The organism is Lentilactobacillus fungorum, from assembly GCF_016860605.1.
GTDB lineage: Bacteria > Bacillota > Bacilli > Lactobacillales > Lactobacillaceae > Lentilactobacillus > Lentilactobacillus fungorum.
Map to the genome: position 1 here is coordinate 1 of NZ_BNJR01000012.1, position 24,765 is coordinate 24,765.

Sequence of the window (24,765 nt, forward strand, 5' to 3'; positions counted from 1 at the left end):
AGTTAAATCCTTGGTATTAACAGCTGCTTGGTTGGCGACCACAGTCACCGTAACATCAGCCGGCTTATCATCCATTGTAAAGGTAACCTTGTAAGTTCCGGGCTTAGAGGTATCAACTTTATCGCCGGAAACCTTTAAACCGGCAGCCACGGCTTTGTCGTAATCGGTATAATTTGTTCCATCACGGCCAGTAGCCGATTTGAACAAATCTTTAGGTGAGTAGGTGTCACCAGTATAGTAGGTTTTATCTTGGGTTTGTACAGCCGCTTTACTTGGCTCAATTGTTAAGCTTACGGTGTAATTCTTATTGTCGTAATGATAATTCAGCGTGTAGATGCCGTCTTTAGTGGTATCACTTGGCATCCCAGTAATATTTAACGAGCCATTTTTAACGGCATCGGCTGGATCTACCCGCTTACCGGTAATATCAGTCATTACTGAAATTAAACTGATCGGATCAAAATCCACTCCGTTAGCAATTTTCTTTTCTGTAGATGACAATGTGAGCGATGCAAGATCAGCCTGAGGAACATATGTTTCGACCGTTGTTGGATGGTTTGTGTTACCAGTGGCATACAAAGCCATCAAATCCTCAGGGGAGTATATGCTACCGTTTGGATGGGTTTCATCAGTTGAACTTCCCATCGCTTGCCAATTAGATGATCCTTTAGGAGACTGTAAGTCAGCGGCTGAGTTTAGCATAACCTTGTTACCAAGAATTAATTTAGTTAAAGAAGAAACCTCGCCAAGCATATTTGCCATATTAGTATCGTTGCTGGTATCAAAGCTTGATAAATCAAGACTGGTTAGTGCTGTGTCGTAATAGAACATAGCATTCGTATTAGTAACCTTGCTAGTATCAAACTTAGATACATTAAGACTGGTTAATGCACTGTCCATCATAAACATAGCGTTCATGTTAGTAACCTTGCTAGTATCAAATTTAGATACATTAAGACTGGTCAATGCTTTGTCGTCTTCAAACATAGCCTGCATATTGATAACTTGGCTGGTATCAAAGCTTGATAAATCAAGGCTGGTTAGTGCGGTGTCGTCATAGAACATAGCATTCATATTAGTAACCTTACTGGTATCTAATCTACTTAATCCACTAATTGTCTTGAGGTTACCAAAGCTTGCAAACAGAGAGGTTAAATTTGTTTGACCCTGTAAATCACTATCAACTGAAATCTGAGTTACTTTACTTTTATCCAGGCCGTTCCACAAATTAGCCCCATTGCCCAACTGGGTTCCAGTAATGTGCAAGGTACCATCGGCATCTAATGACCATTTGGCATCGTAATCGCTGCTCACAGTTCCAGATGTGGTTGCAGCTACCGCACTGGTCGTGGTACTACTATCAGCATGAGCGGTATTACTTGAAGTCGTGGCTACGTTAATAGTTAGGCCTGCAAGCACTAACGCACAAGCTGAGAGATATCGGACAAGTTGTCTTTTATTCATTAGCTCATATCCCCTTTTGTTCTCTCAATAATTGTATGCTTCTAGAATTAAAAAGCACCTTAAATTATAGCACTATGTATAAGTGCTTGTTAAACTAATTATAATATTTTTTGTTAAGCGTAACAAATACACCATTTCGGAAGACAATATGTTTATGTATCAAACAACTATTAAAAATGTCGTCTAAGCAGAAAAACAACCCTGCTTAGACGACTCTCTTGTTACATATAAGTATTTAAAAATGTTCCAATCCGTTCTTGATAATCTTTCGGATTCTTCCAAAAACTCTCTGCGTGTGTGGCACCCTTCACAATCCAAATTTGTTTCGGTGCATGGGTTGCGTGGTAATTCTCATAAGCCATGTACGCTGGAACGTAGGTGTCTTTTTCACCATGGATGAATAAAATTGGTAACTGGTTTTTTTCGAGCTGCTTAATCGATGACGCGTTTGCTAGCCCAAATCCAGTCGCTCGCTTATTAATTTCACTCACCATTGGCTCAACTGGATATTCCGGTAAATGATATTGTTTCTTCAATAGATAGGTCAATTCTTCTTCAACACTTGAATAACCACAATCGGCAATCACCGCCTTCACTTGATCCGGCAAGTGTTCGCCAGACAACATTTCGACCGTGGCACCGCCCATGCTGACACCGAATAATAAGATTTGGCTATCCACACCAACGTGTTCGATCACACGATCAATCCACTGAAGATAATCGAGGCGATCCAACCAGCCAAAACTGATGTAGTCGCCGGCACTATCACCATGACCGCGATCGTCTGGGGTCAAGACGTTGAATCCCATGTTACGAAACATCTTTGCGTAGTTCGCCATGGTTTCCCGATTGCCTTTGTACCCATGTGCAATAATAACGGTCTGCTGAGTGGCCACTTTAGCGGGAATATAGGTTGCGACCATCTTATGATCCGGCTGATTTTCATTTAAATACCAATCTTCAGAAGGTACCGAATGAAACCAGTCGACATAGTCATAGTATTGGTCTGCGTATTTTTGCTTTTCTTTAGAAGTTGCCGGAACATAGTCAACTCGTTTAAACGCAAAATTAAATAATTTATAGCTTAAAAGCGCACTGCCAGCAGTGATTGCCGTCAGCGGAATCAGCAGTGGCTTTAAGGATGGCATCTTCATCAATTTTTCTCAAGCTCCTTTATGGTGATACCAGTAATCTTAGTGAGTTGCCAGCAGCAAGTCAAACAACTTTACTGCATTTTAAGAAAGTGCAGCTAATCGTCACCTCCTTGGCTGGAAACTCTGTGGTAGCCGCGTTTCTGCCCGGCGGCCTCAATGTATAGCCTCAATCGGCCGTTCTCACAAAAGCTCCAAGTCATCCCGGGAACTCTTACTTTCCCAAAATCACCTGGAGCCGGCAAACAATTTCATTTTAATCATTTATTCTCAGTTTGTTCCTATCTTACGCTTCTTGTGCAATACTAAGTATAATTAATCTAAAGGAGTTTAAACTATGAAACTTTCCGTGCTGGGGCCAGCCGGTACTTTCACCGACATGGCCGCTAAAGCCTATCTTCAAACCCAGCCTAATGCCCAAATAACCCTTGACTACCATCCCACTTTCGATCAAGTCTATCAAGCCGTTTCTGGTAATGATCTTGGCCTATTACCATTAGAAAACCAGCTTGACGGTTATGTGTCCGCAACTTTGCAACGCCTGCAGTCCGCCGACGTTACGGAAATCGGCGAGATCACCATTCCAGTCGATTTTGGCCTGGTGAGTAACGTTTCTGATCTGAGTCAAATCAAACGACTCTATGTGCAGTTCAAGACAGAGGGCCAATGCCAAGTACTGATAACCCAATTACCTAGTGTTCAAATCATCACGACAGCTTCAAATATGATTTCATTGGAGAAGTTTCAAACAGGTCAACTCGGTGATGCCGCCATTATTCCACAATCGCAACTAGCAGAAGTCTCCGGTGCCTTAAAGCTGAATCACGTTGCTGATCAAAGAGATAACAGCACCCGATTCATTCTCTTTAAGGCCAACCCCGCCAGCCTTGAGATGCTCTCTCAAACTTCTTTGACTGCCGATTATTTCAAAGCACCACTTTTCATCACGCCTGCCATCAACGATCGTCCAGGGACCCTATATGAAATTCTGGGCTATTTTGCCAAAGCCAATCTAAATTTAGTAACCCTCATGTCATTACCGACAAAATCACAGCTTGGCATGTACGCCTTTTATCTAGAAGTTTCCGGTCATCGTAAGCAACAGGAGGTTTTGTTCACGACTTTACAAGAACTCGCTTCAAAATATCAGGTACACTTACTTGGCTACTATGCCGTTTGAGCCTGCGGTGCCGATAGTTCTGCCTGATTAGCCCGCTGTTTGGCAAGATTTTGCCGGTGGAATTCAGCCAAATGAACTGCTTGGGTGACAAACAAGTGAGTTTTGGCTTCGTAATGGTACTTTCGACCTAGTTGAGCGATATAGCCATTGATATAATCAACCTCGGTTGGCCGATCTTTAATCATATCCTGATACATGGATGGATAATGTAATGGCATATCAATTCGGGTGTTTCGATCCAAAGCAGCCATTTCTTCTTTACGGGTTGATACCAAATGAATATCAGCACGGGCACAAATATCGTAGGCTTCATCAATTAGTTGTCGGCTCATTTCATAAGCGCCAGGGAAGTTGCCAAATTCGCCCATTGGTAACTCAAACATGGTACAAATTGTGTTAATAACGGAGTTAAAGATTACCTTCGTCATCAGCGTGCCGGTAAAGTCATCGGTTAAAGTTGGATTCATGCCGGCCTTTTGCAGCTCGTCAAACAACCGATGGGTCATCTCATCCGGCTTTTCGTTTAGCGGGCACATATTCATCTTGCCGGCACCGCGCTTGCCCATGAAGTCAACTTCGCCGGGACCAGGCAAAACAGTTGCGATCAAGGCCGTGCCGCCAATAATCTTGTCATCAGCAAAGTACTGCTGAAGCTTTTCGATGTGGCCCATACCATTCATACAGGTAAATGCATATTGTTTGTCATTAAAGAAATGCGAACAGCGCTTCAAGTAATCAGCTAATTGCATTTGCTTGGTAAAGAAAATCAACATGTCTGGATCACCATCGTAAGATTCCGGCGTTTCCAGTTTAATGTGCACTAAGTGACGGTCCTTGTGATCCCGCATTTGATAAACACCACCCTGTTCGCGGATTTTATCAATATGCGGTTGCCACGTATCAATAAACGTGACGTCGTTTCCAGCTTCCTGTAGTAAAATTCCGTAACGTAATCCCATTGCACCTGCACCAATCATTGCAAACTTCATAAACATCACACTCCTATTTTAGATTTTTGATTGAAAAGTGAGCGGAGTCAGGCGGTTAGAAATCGGTGCGTAAGTCTCCTTGGACGGAAATTCCCAGTTCTGGAATTTGTGGCCAAGGTGCTTACGCGCAGCTTTCCTACATAAAAAGCGCCCCTGATCTTTTGATAAGATCAAGGGCGCTTACGCGTGTTACCACCTTTATTCACGATTTGCTCACACAAACCGTCTCTGCATGTACGGCCAAACTTGGCGATACACTGGCACTTTAAGGGGTGCACACCGTAGACACTCATTGCTTTGCGCCTACTGCTTGAAGGCTACTTTCGCTTGGTCAATCATTGTCCCTTCACACTTAACCGGGACTCCCTGAAATGATTTAATCGAGTTACTCTCCTCGTCGCTGCATTTATTTTCAATCAAATTTTAATGTGTCTATAATCTAACTCACACTATTTTAATTGTCAACATAATTTTGAGTTTTTTTAATAAGCGAAGCAAAACGTTTAGAAATCTGTGTGTCGGCACCTCGGCCAAAAATCCTTAAGCTTTGGAATCTTTAGGCGAGGTGCCGACATGCAGGCTTCTGCTTTGTGGCGCTGGACTAAGAAATTAATTAACCACCCTTTGCCTTTCACTGACTTGATTAAGACTCTGACTCAGATCGGCAATCAAGTCATTCGGATCTTCAATCCCAACGGAAAGTCGAATGAGCTGGTGAGTAATCCCTGCCTTTAACTGCTCTTTTCGGGACAATTCTGCGTGAGTCATCTTGTATGGCAATTCGATGAGACTTTCAACCGCTCCCAAACTGACGGCCAATTGGATTAAGTGTAAATTATCGACAAACTCAGTCGAATCAATTCCTGGTTTCAATTCAAACGAAATGATGCCGCCGTACCCGTTCGTTTCTTGACTCGCAATTTCATGGTCGCGGCTCCCAGCAATTCCTGGATAGTAAATTCTGGCAATTTCTGGTCGCTTCGCCAAGAACTGAACGACTTTTTTAGCATTACTCAAGTGACGATCCATCCTAACAGCCAAGGTCTGAATCCCGCGTCTGATCAGACTACAGTCTTCAGGTGATAACGTTGCGCCAATGCTGTTTTGATTAAAGTAAATTTTGTCGGCAATTTTTTGGTCCTTCGCCACCGCTACACCAGCTACCACGTCGGAATGACCGCCAAGATATTTGGTAGCCGAATGAACGACAATATCAGCACCTAAATTAAGCGGTTGCTGCAAATAGGGGGTCAAGAACGTGTTGTCAACAATCGTTAAAATATCAAACTGCTTGGCTAACTGGGCGACTGCTTTAACGCTAGTGACGTGCAGGAGTGGATTTGAAAAAGTCTCAAAATAAATGGCTTTGGTATTTGGTTGAATCGCTGCTTTAACTGCCGCAATATCTTGAGTATCGACCGCAGTAAATTCAAGCTGCCAGCGTTTGAAGAAATCATTGATGATCCGGAAAGTTCCCCCATAAATTGTCTTGCTGATAATGAGATGATCACCGGGCGAAAAGATTGACAAAACGGCGTGAATCGCGGCTGACCCAGATGAAAACGCAAATCCTTGAACGCCATTTTCAAGAATTGCCAACTGATTTTCTAAGTAGTTTCGAGTTGGATTGCCAGACCGTTCATAGTCAAACTTCACCTTGGCGTCGGCACTCGGGTAAATATACGTCGAGGAATTATAAATTGGCACGTTAACGGCCCCTGTCTGATTATCGTTTTCTGGTTTTCCGTGAACTAACTTCGTATCAAATTCTGACATTGCGATCATCCTTTCCATAAAAAAAGCCCTGTACAAAATAATTTTGTACAGGGACGATTTATCATCGTGTTACCACCCAAAGTTCGCTAAAGTGTCGCCACTTTAGCCTCAAAGACACATTCATGCCCGGAATTTTATCGTGATTCCCACGTATCGCCAGCTTTCACTGTTGATAATTGCTCAGAGCTCATCTTCAGCCGGGGTTTTCAGCCGCCCTTTCACTATTGGCGGTCGCTATTCACTGATACTAGCCAGCTTACTCTTCTCTTCATCGCATTAAATATTAAAATCAAATTAGATTTATTGCCATGAATGATACATCTAATCACTAAACGTGTCAAGCTTTTTTCACTAGTGCAACGTTATTTTTCGCCTAAGAGTCGCTTTAGCCTTGCAATTCGCTCATCTAGTGGCGGATGGGTATCAAACATTTTAACCAAAAACGGCGTCTTGCCTTGGCGCGTAACCGGTTCGTTGATATACAAAGCCGCTCCCTTAGACGCCGGATTGGTAGTCGGCGTTGTATCATTTTTCAACAAAGTCAACGCGTCAATCAAGCCTTGCGGATCTCGAGTTAAGTTGACGCCCGAAACATCCGCCAAGGATTCACGCTGCCTGGAAACGGCAAACTGCATAATTTGAGCAATCGGCACACCGATCACGCGAATGATCCAGCCGCCAAGCCAGATGATAAAGCCAAAGGTTAGGATTGCCAGCATGATATACCATGAATTATTTGAATCCCGACGGTCATTGTCGCCGCCAAACCAGGCAAACCACCGACCGCCGCGCATCAGACTAATCCCGGCAACGATTAACACAGCACCCGCGCCGGCAATGAAGGTCGTTAACGCAACGGTAATTGACGACACTCGAATATCATAGTTTTTGATATGCGAGATTTCATGAGCAAGAACCCCTTCAAGTTCCTCTCGGTTCATCATCTCGCGGAGCCCTTTGGTCACTGCCACAGCCGCATGTTCCGGATCCCGGCCAGTCGCAAAGGCGTTGGGCGATGGATCGGCCATCAAATAAAGGTCGGGCATTGGAATGTTGGCAACCAAGACCAAATCGGACACAATGTTAAATAGCTGGGGGTCGTCTGATTCCTGCAATTTGGTTGCCTTGCTGGACTTCATCAAAATGTTGGTAACGTTGAGATACACAAAGAACGAATAAATTGCCGCGCCAATTAAAAAGCCGATCATCGTATAGACCGCAATCATGATATCAAAAGGATCTTGCTGGTAGGCAAAAATGCAGCCAATCGCAAAGCCAATGATGGCAATCAAGAGGATAAACCCCGCCATTACCAGCCATGTCCGTCGTCTATTTTGTTGAACCTGCTGATTTATGGTGTCCATTATCAGTCAGTCCTTCTACTAAAATTTCATTTGCGGAACTTCTTTGGTCTTCTCTGGTACTTCGAGATAACCACGAACCGCAAAGTTTCCGAATTTGGCAACTAAATTGCTTGGGAAAGTTTGAATCTTATTATTGTATACCATGACGTTACTATTGAAGTTCTGGCGGGAAAAAGCAATTTTGTTTTCAGTATTTGAAAGCTCTTCTTGCAAAGCAATGAAATTTTGGTTTGCTTTTAATTCCGGATAGTTTTCGGAAACCGCAAACAAGTGATTTAAGGCTCCGGTTAACTCATTATCGGCCTTTACCTTATCGCCTAAGCTCACATTAGGATCGGTAATTTGTGTCCGCATTTCGGTAACCTTGGCGAAGGTTTCCTGCTCGTGTTTAGCGTAGCCCTTCACCGTTTCCAGTAAGTTTGGCAGTAAGTCGCCTCGCCGCTGCAATTGCACGTCGATTTGGCTGGCAGCTTCATCGACCGAGTTGCGTTGGCTCACCAAGCCGTTGTATAAAGCGATGATCCAAATAATCAACAGTACAATAATGACTCCCACTATGATTAATACCATTTCATTTCCTCCTCTTTGAGGACAGCTGCGATTACAGCGTCTAACGCAAACGGGCGATCCTAAGCTTTGCTCACCACTAGTCCTCTTTGATATCAAATGTACCATAGTGACGGGGAATACTAAAGATTGTCGGCTCCTTTTTTGAAGTTATTTAAAAGAAAAAGTGCCCGCTATGGACACTTCCTTAACTGATCTGTTGCTAACAAACACGAACTTATTTTTAAACTAACCCTTGAGCCATCATTGCCGTTGCAACCTTTTCAAAGCCGGCGATATTCGCGCCTGCTTGGTAATTCTTATCGAGATGATATTTTTGATCAGCCGCTTTTGACTTTTCAAAAATATCTTCCATAATATCTTGAAGGCGATTATCAACGGTTTCAAAACTCCAAGATAACCGTTCACTATTTTGGCTCATCTCTAACGCGGAAACTGCAACCCCTCCGGCATTGGCAGCCTTTGCTGGACCATATAATAGGCCGCTGTCGCGATAAACTGCAATTGCATCCGGGTAACTTGGCATATTAGCCCCTTCGCAGACATACTTAACGCCATCTTTGGCAATCAGCTTGGCCTGATCTTTATTAATTTCATTTTGAGTCGCGCAAGGCAAAGCAATATCATAATCAACGTCAAAATCCCAGACAGAACCACCGTGATATTCGGCACTCGCCACACGGTCAGCATAATCACGAATTCGGCCCCGCTCAACTTCTTTAATTTGCTTGACAATCTTGTAATCAATCCCTTTTGGATCATAAATATAGCCATTAGAATCGGAGACTGTGATCACTTTGGCTCCCAATTCAGTTGCTTTTTGAATCGCATAGGTTGCCACGTTACCGGCGCCAGAAATTTTGATGCGCTTGCCAGTTAGCGTGTCACCCTGGGCTTTTATTAGGGCATTCGTATAATACAATAGCCCAAAGCCAGTTGCTTGCGTTCGTGCCAGGCTGCCGCCGAAGGTTAATCCTTTGCCAGTTAAGACGCCGTTTTGATATCCTTTAAGACGCTTATAGGCACCGAACAAGTAACCAATTTCTCGGCCACCAACGCCAATATCGCCGGCCGGAACGTCTAAATCCGGCCCAATATGGCGTTGCAGTTCGGTCATAAAGCTTTGGCAGAACCGCATAACTTCTGAATCAGACTTGCCCTTTGGATCAAAATCACTACCACCTTTGGCACCACCAATCGGCAACCCAGTTAAACTGTTTTTCAAGATTTGTTCAAACCCCAAGAATTTGACTACGCTCAAGTTAACGCTGGGATGTAATCTAAGGCCACCCTTATACGGGCCAATTGCCGAGTTAAACTGAACTCGAAAGCCTCGATTGACGTGGAATTGGCCATCGTCTGACTGCCATGGGACCCTAAATTGAATCGCCCGTTCTGGTTCAACAAGCCGTGATAACAAGTTAGCTTTAACGTATTCGGGATGAGCCTCAAGCGTTGGTTCAAGGCTGTCTAACACCGTAAAAGCAGCTTCTTGAAATTCAGACTGATCGGGATCTCGATGCTGTATTTGGTCCTTAACTGATTCAATATACGATTTGACGTTGCTCACAAAACATACCAGCTTTCTTATAAAAATAGTTTAGATTGACATCGTTATGTTATATGTTAACAGAAATATAATTAAAAATGTTCACATTTTATGAAATTTTATATAAATCTGAGTATAAAAAACAAGCCACCCAAATGTTTTTTCAAAATTTGCCCATTTGGATAACTTGCCTATGAGTCGATGCTCGCTCAGCTTTATAATTTTTGAGTTTGCTAGTCGCTGCAATAAGTCTCATGATACAAGAAATGGCTACAATCCATTTACACAAGGTAAACAATTCTAGCCATTTCTCTCATATACTACGAAGGTTTTGATGTCTCGTTGGACGAAACGGGCATCGATGATACAAAATGATTCAAATCCAGCAAGTGTCCCTGGTAGCGAATGGGGTTTCGAATAAACATTATGTCAGAAATAACGTCTACATCAGTTTCACTTGCTGCAATTTAGGAATTTCTAACTCACCTCCTAAATTGATGAGTTGCGAAATATTAACTAGTTTTTACTTTCAAGCATATTGTTAGGATTGGAATTAGTCGTTTGCTTCTTTTGCATGACGAGCAGCCAATTCCGCTTTGATTTGTGGCTCCATCTTTTCGTATCTGAAGTACAAGCACATAATGAGAGCAACAATCGCATAAATGATTACTGGGAAGTAAATAAATGTGAAGTGAATAGCCGATAGGGTGTGCGCTGATTGCGTCTTGTTAGCAACGAAGCCAGCAGCAGACATGATCTTTGATGGGATAAAGGCGCCAAACCCTGATCCTAATTGAATACAGAAGGCAGAACCTACGGCAGTTAGGAAGCCAGGAGCTCGGATGCCAGTCTTCCACTCACCGAAGTCAACGGTATCAGCTAACATCCCAAATGGCATCGCAACGGCAATTGATGCACCCATGATCCCAATAATCCAGGCAATAATAACTAACGTGAAGTTATTACCAACAAAGCCCATCATTAATTGACCAAAGGCACCAATTGCTAACCCAATAATCATGGTCATGGTCTTATTCGTAATCTTAGTAATAAATGGAATTGAAATGGTTGCGATGATGCCAAGAACTTGAAGTCCGTTGAATACTGAGGTTAATTGTTCGTTACCTAAGTTATACTTAGCATAGTAAACAGAAATTCCGTTACGGGTTGACTGTGCAATCCAATAAATCACAAATGATACAACTAAAATGTACCATGGGTGGTTACCAACAGTCGCCTTCAAAGAATCTTTGAATGGAATCGGTTTTTGGACAGCAATAGTTCGTTCTTTCATCCCCTTAAATGCTAAGAAGAGTAAGATAACGGCTAAAACACCGAAGAAGAACATTGTCCACATGAAACCAACCTTATCATCGCCTTTACCCATAAAAGCAACTAGAGGCAAAGCAAATGTGCTCGTGATAAATGATCCAAGGGAACCACCAACCATTCTAAACGAATTGGCGTTCATTCGTTCCTGACCATTAGTTGTCAAACTAGGTAAAATAGCAGTAATTGGTGTTTGAATCCCGGTATAAACAACTCCGGCAGCTAGAATGTAAGTAAACCCAGCATACCATAACTTAGCAGTTCCATGCAGGTTTGGTGCGGTGAAGGCTAAGAAAGTTGCAACGGCAAATGGAATAGCCAACCAAAGGAAGTACGGGCGACTTTGCCCCCATTTAGTATGAGTGTGGTCAACAATTGACCCCCAAACTGGCGCACTGATCGCATCGAAGAATCGGGCAACCAGCAAAATCAAGCCGGCACCTGCGGCAGTTAAGCCAAACACATCAGTATAGAAATATAGAATATAACTTGAAATCGTAACGTATAGTAAGTTACCGGCCATATCAGTGAAGGAATAAGCTGTTTTTTCCCAAACTGATAGTTTTACGTTGGCATTATCTTTGCCGGTGCTTACAGAACCTGTAGCACTTTTTTCCATTTTGACTATCTCCTTTTATAAAATCATGATAATAGCAGAACAAGGTGGAACCAATCATCACCTCCCTAAGTGCAATCTTGACTTACTTATCGAAGCGTTTTAGTGATCGAATTAAATTCGACAACGTTATGCGAATTCTCAAAGAGTTGCTTTGAATCCAGATCAATATATTCATTGATATAAGGTGCAAAGCTTTGAATTTCGTATTGACCATCGGCAAGCTGTTTAACCCGGCCGTTAATCGCCGTTAAGCCCTTGTTCTTGTCGGTGTAAATATAAGTTTTTTGGCCAAACCCGTTTAAGAATGCAACGAGTTCTTCACCCATGTCCCAATCATCTTCTCCCGTATAACCGTCTGGGAATAAGCGGGCAAAAATCCCACCGTCAGATGCAAAGATTGATTGGCCAAACCGGTTTCTGGACAAGTCCGGTCGGTTAATGTTTGGGCCAGCGATACTATACGTTGAAGCGGCTTCACCTGGTTTTAACATCCGGTCAGTTGCCGTCGCATTCGAATCATACATATAAAGGACTGCGCCGGTTGCTCGATAAGCGGCTTCTACTAGCTCTGGATCAGCTAGCTTTTCACCGGTAATCTGGGCGGAGGCAGCCGTTAAGCCACCCCATAACGCATGAATCATGTATGATAAGGCTTCCCACCAACGGTCAGGATTTTGGGAACGGAAATCATTGCTATAGCCAATATTGGCTTTCAACAATTCGCCGTATGTCTTAGCAGCCTCATCGTTTCCGGTAAGCGCCAAGGCACTGGCGGCTGGGCCAAAGCCAGCATTATCAAAGAAATGTTCCGTCATTGCCGCTGTCAAAGATGAGCTAGTCTTGGCCAAGCGATCAGTTACATTTTGCCAGGATCGAGAAATTTCTGAATATTCCTTGTCAAGACCGTGCTTCTTTAAATCAGCCAACAAATCTTCAATATACAAACCATAGGTCCCAAGCATTTGCGCTTCCGTTTTGCCTCGTTCATTATCGTTTAGGTCAGGGTTAACCCGAACGTCAAATATTTGCGCAGCCCATGACAAGTAATCATTTGGGGTGTTGAGCTTCAATGAAGAAGCTGGGCATTTCGACAGTAAGTAGAACATGTGGGCGATATATTCAAGATCCATCAGTCGGTAGAAATCGCCGTATAACTTAGCTGGTTTTCGAAAATCACCATTCACAAACCACTTTGGCCGAACGTACTTAACGGCACTTTCTTCGACTTGAGCAATTTGTTTGTCGGCGTCTTCAACCTTGTCGTCTAACAAGCATTCCTGCAAAACGAAGGTCATCTTACCAATTGATTCACCCTGATTAGAAACAGGGCCAAAGCTATATGGCACCTTGCCATCTTTACCGGCATATGAATGCTGCGAGACGTAGTTGGCGCGATTACGCAACAGCTCATTAATTGAACTCATGACGTTGAAAACACCCATATCCATCGTGCCATCCGCAAACGTTAAAATAACTTGATGTTCGCCTAAGCCTTGTGGCTGATAAACCAATCGGTCGTCCTTTAATTGATCAGTCATGTCTTGATCGACAAGTTGGTCACCTGACTTGTAACGAACCGTAATCTTTTGCAGTTCTTGACCCTTTGCCAATTTGATGGTAAAAATCTGATCAGCGCCTTGTGAAATCATCGGTTCGAATTCAAACCGGGGATGGCCATAATCATTTGTGGCAATGTCGTAAAAATCCTTTTGTGTGGTAAACGGCTTAAGATAAAATTCCCAGTGCTTGGTTTCCACTGCTTTGAGTACTAATTGATCTTGGGGATAAATCCAATCATGGTGAGATCTACGCCCATCGTCGTAGCCACCAGCCAGCACAATTTCATGGAACAGCATGCCATCCAATGACGGCGAGACGTTTTCAAAGAAACGATTTGTATAATCGTTAAACGTGCCAACCGATAACACCTGCCCACTCGTTTGATAAAGCCCTAGGTTGGGTTGGGTATTGTCGCGGCGAACCGCAGCCAGCTTCGTGTAGTTCTTTGAAATCTGTGGGAAAACGGCAGTTGACTGGTTCGCATTCCGGTGAACGTCCTTATCTCTAAACATGACATAGGCCAAGCTGACCCAAACACCCAAATTTTGAATTGTAACATCGCTGGCACTGTCATTTTTAACCGAAAATTGCCATCTTAATGAATCTTCAACTAATTCAAACTTCTGAACTAAAGTCAGATTTCCAACTTGGAAGAAAACTGTGCTGTGTTTATCGTCACCAGTGACTTCCGGAATTTGGTCAATGCTTCGATGTTTAACGCCATCAATCGTGATATTGAATTCGCCGAAGAGCTTATCCAAATCATCATATCCAAGCGACTTGAGATAATCAGGGTCAACCACCCAATTCATCTTTGATTGATCAGCCTTAAACTTCAAGCTGGTAATTGCGCCGCGTGCATTTTGTGAAACCGTCAGAAAGTCCGACTTCATTTGTAATCCCCTCCTGGCATCTATTAATTATTTATTGGCAACCATTGTTTCAATCTTGTCGATATTAGCGATATCAAAGTTCAAGCCTTCATAATCCAATGGTTTGATCTTAATGTTAAGTTTGTTCTTACCCTTGGTGGCATCCAGTGGTAGTGGATAAATATAATAAGAATCTTCTGGCCATTCTTCGCTCTTCATCGTCTGGGTAAAGAGGACTTTGTTGTCATCTTCAATTTGGAAACTATAAATGTCACCATCAAGTCGATCATACGTAATCTTTAAGTAGTTCTTCTTCTCTGGGTCAACTGCTAGCGTCCATTCGCGTTCTTCATTAACTGGCTTGTCACTGTCGTTTTGAGTATCCACAACGGTGGCAACCTTTTCATCCGGCACTTTAACGTAAACGTTGTAAGGCGTGTTGCCTGGAATTGCTGGTAATGACTTAAAGATGATGTCAGTTCCGGCAAGTCGGAATTCATTTTTACCTTCAACCTTTTGAAGATCTTTAAGGTACTCCTTAGCTGGCTTTTCTGAAGCTGGTAGGTCTTTAGTTTCAGCGGCTAATAAGATTGGGCCGTAGTAAATGGCCACTCGATTAAAGCGATCGGCCAATGTTTGGTAGCGAAGTTGGAAATCAAAGTTAACGGTGATTTCGGTCTGCTTACCCCACTTTTGAGTAAGGGCGACAAAACCATTTTTAGGTTGATCACTAATTGCTTTGCCATCAACTGTGATGGTTGTGTGGGCACTCCACTTTGGTACTCGAAGATAAACTGTAAAGACCTTTGAGGTTTCAGATTTAACCGTTAGGTGGGCAAAATGTTGCTCTGGATAATGTGCATCCTGAGTGATCGTAAGGCCTTGATTCTTCAAATCAAGAATCGAGTCAAAGTATTGAGTAACATAAACATCATCATTATCCGTGTAATAAATGCCATCTACTAAGGTTGAGTGACGTTCCGTCCCACTACCTGTGCAGCACCAAAAGCCAGTATGGCTATATTCTTTAATGGAATTTGGTGCAACACTTAAGTTATAGAGATATTCAGCGATAGCGCTATCATTGTTTTGCTGAGCCATGATGGCGTTAATAAACCGAACTTCATAGTCGTCCATTAAGGTAACGTCCTTAGTGTCAGCAAATAATTCTGAACTTAGGAAATTCAAGTCATGGCTGCAGCAGCTTTCACCGTTTAATTTAGACAAATGCTTGTAGAACATTTCTGGGTAATCAAACAACTCTGAGCCATAATCAGCAGGGGCTGGATAAGCTGAACGGCCTGAAATGCCTTTCGTTGGTAATTCGTGGCCATCGTGCATCCAGTCCATGAAATTGACAACGCCTTGCTTATACTTCTCATCGCCAGTGACGTGGTAATATTCCAGCATCCCTTCGGCACAAACTAATTCGGTGTTTGAATGGCAAGAATAATAACCTAATTCATCATCATTATTAATCAACATGTCGCGGAACCACTTACGGTCAAATTTCTCAGCTAAATCAAAAATATCCTGCTGCTTTTTATCAGTGAGTTCGTAAAGCCTTAATAACGTCCGATGCATGGCACCAAATTCTTGGTGGTAAACATACTGGCCTTTTCCCTGGTACCAACGAGTGTCAATCATGGCGTTAATGCGCTCAGGAGAAAGTCTTGCCATCCGCTTTTCAAAGTAGTGCGTCATGTTCATGGTTAGTTCAAGAGCGGTTTGGTTACCAGTAAATTCATAAGCATCCATTAAGCCATCCATTAATTTTTGCACAGCGTAATATGGTACGTAATGATTACCGTTAAACCGAAGCTTTTCAACATCGTCAAACCGTTTAGACGGCTCTGCGGCCAAGTACCCCGGAAATTCTTCAAAGGTATCAAACTTTTGTTGGCATTCTTCTAGGCCAGCAATGATTTGGTCAACTCGATCCTTTAGTTCGTTAGCTTCTTTAGTATCTTCCATGTTATTAAGCTCAACGTAACTTCTAGAAGCACCGGAAAGATAATGCCCAGTGAAATGACCCCTAAAGAACCAATCGGGTGACTCCCAAACCGTTAATGGCTTTGCACCTTTAGTATCCAATCCCGCATTAATGCGGTAATTATATAAAAGTTGATCTGGCGTGAGTGATAACATCCAGTTAAGATTGCGTTCAAACTTCTCTTTTAAAGTCGAACCTGGTAAGTATTTAAGATCGTAATATGATACCGGTTTCATTTTTAATACGTCCCTTCTGCTCATTTCCTTTAATGGGCGGTTCAATGAATTGATTATCCTGTAATCGCTTACGGTTAATAGAATAAGATAAATTCTATTAAGTTAGAATCCATTATTAAAATAACGTTTTATACTATTTCACATGATGGCCTGTAACCGTTTGCTTGCTAAGCCATAAAACAAAATCGCCTATTTATCAGCATTGTAAGCGAATATCAAAAATCACAAAATTAAAAGTGATGGTTGACAATTCTATTTATTTATTATATTTTTATGATATCAAAACAAGCTTTTATAATAATCCATTTTTAATCTTTCGCTTATGACTATTTTTTAGGGTTGAGCTTACTGTTCAGCTTTAGGACAGCTACGCAAAGCAGGGATCTGCGTGTAAGCACCTTTGCGAAAAATTCCAAGCCCGGGAATTTCTCGCAAAGGAGCCTTACACTCCGATCCCTAAGTGCTTTGCTTCGCTCACTTTTCTTAGGACAGCTGTGCCAGGCAGAAAGCTCCATATAAGCACCTCTAACAAAAATCCCAGGCCCGGGGATTTCTGTTAGAGGAGACTTATATTCCGCTTTCTAAGCGCCTGGCTCCGCTCACTTGTTTTTAGGACAGCTACGCAAAGCAGAAGCTTGCACCTAAGGCTACCCGTCCAAAAATCCAGGCCCGGGATTTCCGGCCGGGTAACCTTAGGCTCCAGCTTCTAAGCGCTTTGCTTCGCTCACTTACATTAGGAGGTTTTTCATGGCTAAACAATTTATCTCTATTTCCTGTCTGCCGACACCAACATACATTCAAAGTGGTCACGTCATTTTTCAACCTGGCGAACGGCATCCCAACCGGAAGAACTTTCAATTTTTTGTGATGATGTTTATGAAGCGAGGACACTTATTTATCGCTGAAGACGACCAAAAGTACACTGTTGGCCCCAACGAAATGTTTATCTTGCAGCCACATCATCACCATTATTCTTGGAAGCCAATGGAAGAAACGACTGAATACTACTGGGTTCACTTCACAGCCACCGGTGGCTACGTTCAGGCCGACCAGCCCCAGCAAGTCTCACCTACCATCTCAGTACCATCAATCCATTACTACACATCACCCATTACGATGTTTATCAAAAAGCAACAGGTTGTCACCGACATGGACTCAGTCATTTCAATCATTAGAAAGATCTTTGCAAATAGCCGGCGATCAAGCGAAAGCCATGCCGACATCAATCAAAATACCATCGAATTCTGGAAGGCTGAGCAGCTCTTCACCGATTTATTACGCCAAATTCAGATGCAAACCCGTGAAGAATCCTCAACCACTGTCATCGCTAACCAAATTCAACGATACATTGAAGATCATTACGATGAAAAAATTACTTACGAGCAGCTAGGTAAGCTGTTCCACATTCATCCAAATTCCATTTCAATTTATATGAAGAAGGCTTTTGGTTTAACCCCAAACATGTTATTGAATAAGTATCGCTTAAACGAAGCCACCAAATACCTGCTGCTAACAACAGATCAAGTAAGCAAGATTGCATTGACGGTGGGGTATCAAAATGTCTATTACTTTTCCACCGCATTCAAAAAGTACTATGGCGTATCACCGTCAGAATATCGGAAAAAGTACATGAGCTTAAAGCCGGACAGTACAGAGTCGGCAACTGGAACTCAATTAAATTAATCCAATTTTAACTAAACAATCCACCTGAGATTCAAACGCTAATCGGCATTTGAATCTTAGGTGGATTGTTATTATCTTAAGTTAGGTCACAATTTTAATCACTTATTAATAATCAGCTTTTTATTAGCTGTTATAAAGTAACCGTTCGTTAACTCATATCTAGTTGTCTGATTATGTTGGCTAATCTTTTTAACTTTAAGAATAGCGCCTTTCTTGTAATGTTTAGCCTTTTTAGTCAAACTTACATTTCGGTAGGCATTCACACCTTTATTAGAAATAACCATTACTCGCTTACTTTTTGGCAAAACAGTGTTATACGCTTTGACAACGTACTGAGCGTTCGCCGTAATATAGCCCACTTTACCAGCAGTCTTCGTGCCATAGTTAATGTCACGAACTTTATAGCGTAAAGTCCCGTTCGTAGACTTTGCGTAATCCGTCACGACAAACATTGGGCGACGAGTTCGGTTTTGCTTTGGATAAACTGCTGGCCGTTGTGCCTTATCAAAGGTTGCCTGTTTGTATAAACCAATTTTCTTAGTGGCATAAACAACTGTCCCTACCTTAATAGCAGGCTTTGAAGCTGAATCCGGTTGCTCTTGTGGTTTAGCAGGCTCACTAGTAGATGACGAATTAGCGGTCGTTTGATCAGTAGGGTGAGAAATTGTCCCAGTTGGCTGGTCATTGTTAGTTGTTGAATGATTATTTTTACTTGCTTTAACAATCTGAATCTGGCCATTTGATCCATTAACCGGAATATCCAACGTTACATTTCTCTGTCCATTGCCATCAACTTTTGAAACCGTCTTGCCATCATACATCACATCATACTTTTCCTGGAACCCATTACCGTTATAAATACTGAGGTGAGCTTTGTGTGGCTGTTTGGACATATTTTCAAAATCGAAAGTCGCAGAACTGCCATCTTTGACAACATTGGCATGGGTATATTTATCACCATCAAACGTATAGGCAAGTTTTTGGTCAAGTAAATTCAAGCGGGTTCTTAGCCCATCTTCAGGTTTGATGTCATAACTGTCACCGTTGTCTTGAACATCAGCGCCATAGCCAGTCAAACCAAAAACTGGATCATTGACAACATCGGCAGAAAGCACTTGTAATGCCCCAAAGACTGACAAATCAGCTTCACCAGACAGTGATCGCCAGCCATTATGAAGTTTTCCAGTTCCAACACCATACAGGGCTTGAGTTGAGCTTCCAAGTTCAGCTTGATAGGTCCAAGAAACGGCACCTAAATTGGCTGGATCGCCATCAATTTGACCGCTGTTAATATGAGTTAGGTTGGCTAGCTTGGCACCATAGTTAGCCCGTTCAGCCAAACCAACTTGATCAGAACTTAAACCGTTGTTCTGTTCTCTTAGCCAATTATCCATTGCCGTATCAGCAAGCGAGGCCGTGTATTGGAATTGCCACCAATTTTCCCCGTTGATGGTAACTGGGTCATCATACAAATACCAAACTGGTTGAACACCACGACAAGCGCGGGTTTTCATGTCAACCATTTGCATCATATGCTGGTTATCATACATATCGCCTAACATGTAGACAGCCTCTTCACCCGTATTATCGTATGGATATTCAGAGGTATACGGATATGGATCCTTAGCAAAATTATCGTATTTTTTCTTCATAAAACTCTGAAGTGTATTAGCTTCATTGTTTAAGCCGTTCTCTTTAAGCGCATTGATAATTCCGGTAGCAGTTGACTCGCCCTCAAGACCGTCCATATTATAACTAACATCTGAACTATAAAGCGCTTTCATGATGTTGTACGCTTTTAACAGATAATCTTTGGCACTTTCTTGATAGTTAATTAAGTTAGGATAATTATGTTCAATTCGGTACATCTCATAAAACGTGTTGTAAACGTGCGGATATGCAAATCCTCGCCAAGCATAATTATCTGTATCCTTGTCGCCGGTAGCTTTTTCATCAAGCCAATCCGGAACTTTGTAATCGTTATGATGATTCTTCATTAAGCCGTTCCAAAGCGTTGTATTCACATAATCATCAACCGCTTGAACTTGATCTTTGTTTGGTGTTTGGGCATTTTGAGCTGCTAAGAATAATCCGTGCGTTAGTCCCCAATCATCTCCCCAGCCAAGGCTGTTCCAGTCTGGCCCGTTAAAGTTTCCTCGCTTGGCTTTCGTATTAAAGTCCCAATCATCAAATTCTTTGTTATAGAACTTGCTGGAATCATTCCATTGAGTTTTCAGCATAAAGTTTGCGTGTTGATCCAGCGCTTTTTCTGGATTTTCAATTACATAGTACTGCAGAGTCGTTTGTTTACTTTGACCATTTAAAGTGTATTTAACGATCACGTTATTTCTACCTAGTGAGTGGAAATCAATATTGTAAACATGGTACTGTTCGCCGTCCTTTACAACGGTCTTATCAAAATTAACGCTTCCCTGCTGGTCTGATCCAAGGTTAGCATTCGTATCATTATTGGCATTATTGCGTTGGGACACATAATCATTCGTCTGATTTTGAAAATCAAAGCTAATAGCGCTTGTCGGAAGCTTAGTGTGTAAATAAAGCTTACCGCTAGCATCCCCATTATCCTTCTTAGGAATAACCATGCCAGGAACTGAAACCGCATCCATAATGTCATTCTTGTAAAGAACGGACTTTAACTGGCTTTCAAACTTGGTGTTAGTCATGTCGCCTACACCACTTGCGTTTTCTGCGCTAGCCGAATGATCATTTGCACTCCCATCAACTGTTTGCTTAGAATTGGTAGGGTTACTTGTTGAATTGTTACTTGTTGAATTCTTAATACCGGCACTATCGAACTTAAATGAATAAGTCTTAGACGCCCCTGGATTTAATGTTAAATCAGTATTTGGCAAGTAGCCACGGTTACCACTTTGGATCGCCTTAGAATGAATGTAGTAAACATTCAACCCATTATCCCAACTACCGCTGCCAACGTCCCAAGCGGCCTCATCGCCAGAATGTGATCCCCAAGTCCAGTGATCTTGATATTCAAAGCCGGTATCCGTGCTGGCATCTGGGGTCATCACCAAAAAGTTGCCAATCCCGCTAGGCCGGTTAGCATAGATATAAGATGAGTTTTGGCCAACAAAGCTGTGAAATAAAACACTTTCCTGGTAGGCTTTAACCGTCTTATCATTACTGTTATAACCCCAATATTCTTTGAATGGTAAGGGAACACCAAGATCCCCTACATCAAGTGAATGATCGGCATCGTTTTTAACGGTAATATCCCACTTTAGATTATTATCATTATCAATATAGTAAGTTTCTGTAACAGCAAGATTTGTAAAACCATTTACCGCTTTTCCTGGTGTATAAGTGACGACTACTCGATTATTGTTAATCGTGATTTTTCGAGTCGCATCAGAATAATTCGTATACTCTTTTTGCCAAACATCTCCGGCGCCACTGGCTTGAGTTGGCTTAGTTTGGAACATCAAATCACCAACCCATTTATGAGCAGAATTATTCTGGGCCGGATTATCTTTTGCATTTAACACATAGTTGGTATTATAAGCATCGTCTTGCAAGTACAACCCCTGAATTGTACCATTTTTATCGATATCTACCTTAAAAGTATCGTTAGAAAGTTCGTAACCACCATTTGCAGTTGGTGTTGGCGTCACCGTTCCTGCAGTCGTGATTTGATCATCCGCAACTGATACCTTGTTCGTCTTGGCAGCTTGTTTATCATTTACCTTGTTTGCTTGCGTATCTGAACTGTTCTGTTGATTGATCACGTTATTTAAATCATTTTGCGGCAAACTTTGTGTATGACTATTAGTTTGTGTGCTTTGGCGTACTGACGTACTGGAATCCGCTAGCACACGGTGATTACTGGCACTAGGATTAGCATATAAAAGTAGCGTGGCTAAGACCGCTGTGCTTAACCCAATAATAGAACCTTTCTTCATTTGAACACTTCCTCAATATATAGCTTTATTAAAAACAATTAACTTTCCTCAAGCATTTCACTAAGTAACTTAAATCACCTCTTTAGACAATTAGGTCAAGCAACCCCACCCATGCATATGTAAAACGCTATCAATCAAATAAAACGTTTGCCACTTATGCAATCGCTTACAGGTTGTAATTATATCTATTAAGCCGTCACCAGCGGAATCAAGAAACTAACAATACTTTTATAATTTGACCATTAGTTTTTATCTTTAAATAATTTAAGAAAATTGAGCGTTAAAAAGCTGATTTATCAGCATCAAAGAAGTGCCGGAAGTGTAAACGCTATCTTGATTAAAAATTATTTGGTCGTTTTTGCTGATCATTATTTAACAAATATCACTTGGAATTTATAAAATAATCATTTAAACGGTTATCGTTAACTTGTTTTTTCAAAGTTTGGCTATCAGAAAGTAATTCTGAAAGTCCGACAGCAATTCTTGAAATCATGATAAAAATTCGGTACCTGAGAACTGCTGGGAATTAACGAAGATGCTTCTTTATCTTTATATAGTAGAGTCCTCAATTGGCTCTTCAAAATTAACGATCAGCGTCTTCATCAACCAACGCGACTTTTTGAGTCAAAAAACGGCATCTGCAGTGAGCTGATTGGGTAGTAACGTTAAAAGTTGGCATAAGAATTATCCTTTCTAGTGAACCCGTTGTTTTGATAAATTATTATTAAAGTCTCAACAACGCTTATCAAGAAACATAGCGAACATTGAAAAACACTTTTTGCCGAGCACCCTTTAAAAAGATCACAGATATTCTGTAATCGGTTCCACTTTCTGATTGAATGGTGTACTGTACAGAATAGGTGTGATTTTGTAACTGGAATTTAGTATATTAGGTGTTCTTTTATCATATTGACAATATGATGCCTACTATCAAATTGGAAAGGAGTCTTATTTTATGAGATCAATCACATGCTTTGACATTAGCGAACCCGTCTTGCACATTTCCTCAGGAAAATTCACGGCTGGCAAACACTGGCGGCATAAGCACATGTACCATAACGGCAATTTTGAGATTATCATCATGATTAAGGGTATTATTCATCTCCAGGTTGATGACAGTTTATACACCATTCATGAAAATGAAGCTTTTGCTTTGCCTCCCTTTCACAACCTTCACGGCTACCAAGATTCCCCCGAACATACCCAGTATTTCTGGTTTCATTTTTTCACAAAGCCTAATGGCATGAAGACGTTAGCCATTGATGGCAATAGCCCCAAAATGGTTGAATCATTATTTAAGAAAAATCAGGCCGTTCTGCCCCTTCAGTTCAAGTTGCCCAATGTTGAAAAAGTCTTTATTCTCGCTAATCAAATTCTTGACGTCGCCAAAAACAACTACTTTACCTCCATGGCAACTGACTACCTGTTGACCACTTTAATCATTGAATTGTCCGAGGAGTATTTCAAAATGGTTGTTGATTTGCCAATATCCAAAGAAGCTGCTCGCATCGATAGCATTAAAGAATGGATCCGCGCTAATCTAAGCGAGAAGCTCAAAGTCAGTAACGTTGCCGATGCGTTTGCCTTAAACCCCCACTACTTAGTTCGAATTTTCAAACAACAGACAAACCAGACCGTCATTCAATACATCAATCAGTTAAAACTTCAACAAGCTAAGGAATTACTACTAAGGACAAACTTGCCGATTAAACAAATTGCCAGCATGGCTTTTTATTCGGATGAAAAACGGTTCATGAAGGCCTTTAAAGAAAACATCAATCTCACGCCATCTGAGTTTCGACGGGCCTATACAAAGAAGTTCCTGGACAGTAGTAATTTCGATCCGGAAGTGCCCATTACTAAGGACACGCCTAATTATAAGCAGCGATTTGAATCATAATTCTGTTATCACCTTGGACAAAAAAGGGAAGAGAAGCTATGAAACGACGAAGGGGTCATATGAACATATTAATTATGATTATCATTATCGTAATTATTGACTTGCTATTTATTGACCATCATTTGATGAGCAAGCGTAACAGTAAAAAAATAACTTGCCTGCTTTAAATATAGCTATAAAGGTTATCAAGCACCCTATTTCTCATAGGAGGGCTTAAACCTTTTTAAGTCTTTCAACCCAAAATGGGATCCGGGTTAAATCTCCGGATCCCATTTTGCCAGTTTGTTTTAAGATTAACCGATTATCAAATTTTTATGCATGCGTCTTAGACAACTCAAAAGTGCTCAAATTGGTGCTACCACGGCATCAATCACCCGGGTAACCAGCAAAATGGTCCCGTAGCTATCGCTGAAATCATTGCACATCGGTAAAGAAGTACATTAAATAACTATTAACAGCCGTTGCAACCAGTTGACCAGACAAGTCTAGGTTGGCGTAACTCAATCGCTCAAGAAAGCCAACTTTCTTCTTAGTCGAACCAGCCGGAAATTTTTCGGATTTAACTTCCATAGCTGTTTTTTCATCCATATATGTGATC

General features: G+C 41.7%; 15 protein-coding genes. 3 read left to right on the forward strand and 12 right to left on the reverse strand.

All coding sequences use genetic code 11. The features are described from left to right. Both YK48G_RS05800 and YK48G_RS05805 read right to left on the reverse strand, forming a co-directional pair. Positions 1-1,464, reverse strand: a 1,464-nt coding sequence (locus YK48G_RS05800; protein WP_203629777.1) for a BspA family leucine-rich repeat surface protein, incomplete at its 3' end; no start/stop codon positions are given. Positions 1,465-1,685: 221 nt separating this feature from the next. Further along, positions 1,686-2,618 (reverse strand): alpha/beta hydrolase, encoded by a 933-nt coding sequence (locus tag YK48G_RS05805; RefSeq protein ID WP_203629778.1) that lies wholly within the window; start codon positions 2,616-2,618, stop codon positions 1,686-1,688. 334 nt (positions 2,619-2,952) lie between these two features. On the opposite strand from YK48G_RS05805, the gene YK48G_RS05810 reads away from it, so the two are divergent. Then, the gene (locus YK48G_RS05810; RefSeq protein ID WP_203629779.1) at positions 2,953-3,795 is read left to right on the forward strand and encodes a prephenate dehydratase; all 843 of its coding nucleotides are present in this window, start codon (positions 2,953-2,955) and stop codon (positions 3,793-3,795) included. Here the strand turns inward: YK48G_RS05810 and YK48G_RS05815 are convergent. The 8 genes from YK48G_RS05815 to YK48G_RS05850 form a co-directional block, all read right to left on the reverse strand. Next, positions 3,783-4,784 (reverse strand): ketopantoate reductase family protein, encoded by a 1,002-nt coding sequence (locus YK48G_RS05815; protein ID WP_203629780.1) that lies wholly within the window; start codon positions 4,782-4,784, stop codon positions 3,783-3,785. The two genes, YK48G_RS05810 and YK48G_RS05815, sit on opposite strands and share 13 nt — an antisense overlap. A 609-nt stretch (positions 4,785-5,393) precedes the next feature. Beyond that, positions 5,394-6,560: a trans-sulfuration enzyme family protein gene (locus YK48G_RS05820; RefSeq protein ID WP_203629781.1), complete on the reverse strand. Its 1,167-nt coding sequence runs from the start codon at positions 6,558-6,560 to the stop codon at positions 5,394-5,396. 362 nt (positions 6,561-6,922) lie between these two features. Beyond that, positions 6,923-7,924, reverse strand: coding sequence for a M48 family metalloprotease (locus YK48G_RS05825; protein WP_203629782.1), 1,002 nt, complete (start codon positions 7,922-7,924; stop codon positions 6,923-6,925). A gap of 18 nt (positions 7,925-7,942) precedes the next feature. After that, positions 7,943-8,494, reverse strand: coding sequence for a LemA family protein (locus tag YK48G_RS05830; RefSeq protein WP_203629783.1), 552 nt, complete (start codon positions 8,492-8,494; stop codon positions 7,943-7,945). 220 nt (positions 8,495-8,714) lie between these two features. Beyond that, positions 8,715-10,061 (reverse strand): NADP-specific glutamate dehydrogenase, encoded by a 1,347-nt coding sequence (gene gdhA, locus YK48G_RS05835; RefSeq protein WP_203629784.1) that lies wholly within the window; start codon positions 10,059-10,061, stop codon positions 8,715-8,717. A 532-nt stretch (positions 10,062-10,593) separates the two neighbouring features. Then, complete coding sequence (locus YK48G_RS05840; protein ID WP_203629785.1) at positions 10,594-11,988, reverse strand: MFS transporter; 1,395 nt, start codon at positions 11,986-11,988, stop codon at positions 10,594-10,596. Positions 11,989-12,074: 86 nt separating this feature from the next. Further along, positions 12,075-14,441: a hypothetical protein gene (locus YK48G_RS05845; RefSeq protein WP_203629786.1), complete on the reverse strand. Its 2,367-nt coding sequence runs from the start codon at positions 14,439-14,441 to the stop codon at positions 12,075-12,077. Positions 14,442-14,468: 27 nt separating this feature from the next. Further along, on the reverse strand, positions 14,469-16,649 hold the full coding sequence (locus tag YK48G_RS05850) for a beta-L-arabinofuranosidase domain-containing protein (RefSeq protein ID WP_203629787.1): 2,181 nt from the start codon (positions 16,647-16,649) through the stop codon (positions 14,469-14,471). 747 nt (positions 16,650-17,396) lie between these two features. On the opposite strand from YK48G_RS05850, the gene YK48G_RS05855 reads away from it, so the two are divergent. Next, on the forward strand, positions 17,397-18,332 hold the full coding sequence (locus tag YK48G_RS05855; protein WP_203629788.1) for a helix-turn-helix domain-containing protein: 936 nt from the start codon (positions 17,397-17,399) through the stop codon (positions 18,330-18,332). Positions 18,333-18,430: 98 nt separating this feature from the next. On the opposite strand, the gene YK48G_RS05860 is transcribed toward YK48G_RS05855, so the two are convergent. After that, the gene (locus YK48G_RS05860) at positions 18,431-22,267 is read right to left on the reverse strand and encodes a DUF5695 domain-containing protein (RefSeq protein ID WP_203629789.1); all 3,837 of its coding nucleotides are present in this window, start codon (positions 22,265-22,267) and stop codon (positions 18,431-18,433) included. Positions 22,268-23,222: 955 nt separating this feature from the next. Between YK48G_RS05860 and YK48G_RS05865 the strand changes: the two genes are divergently transcribed. Further along, positions 23,223-24,167 carry an AraC family transcriptional regulator gene (locus tag YK48G_RS05865; RefSeq protein WP_203629790.1) on the forward strand — a complete coding sequence of 315 codons (945 nt, stop codon included), beginning with the start codon at positions 23,223-23,225 and terminating at the stop codon, positions 24,165-24,167. A gap of 414 nt (positions 24,168-24,581) precedes the next feature. On the opposite strand, the gene YK48G_RS05870 is transcribed toward YK48G_RS05865, so the two are convergent. After that, the gene (locus YK48G_RS05870; RefSeq protein ID WP_232365294.1) at positions 24,582-24,755 is read right to left on the reverse strand and encodes a hypothetical protein; all 174 of its coding nucleotides are present in this window, start codon (positions 24,753-24,755) and stop codon (positions 24,582-24,584) included. Positions 24,756-24,765 lie beyond the last annotated feature (10 nt).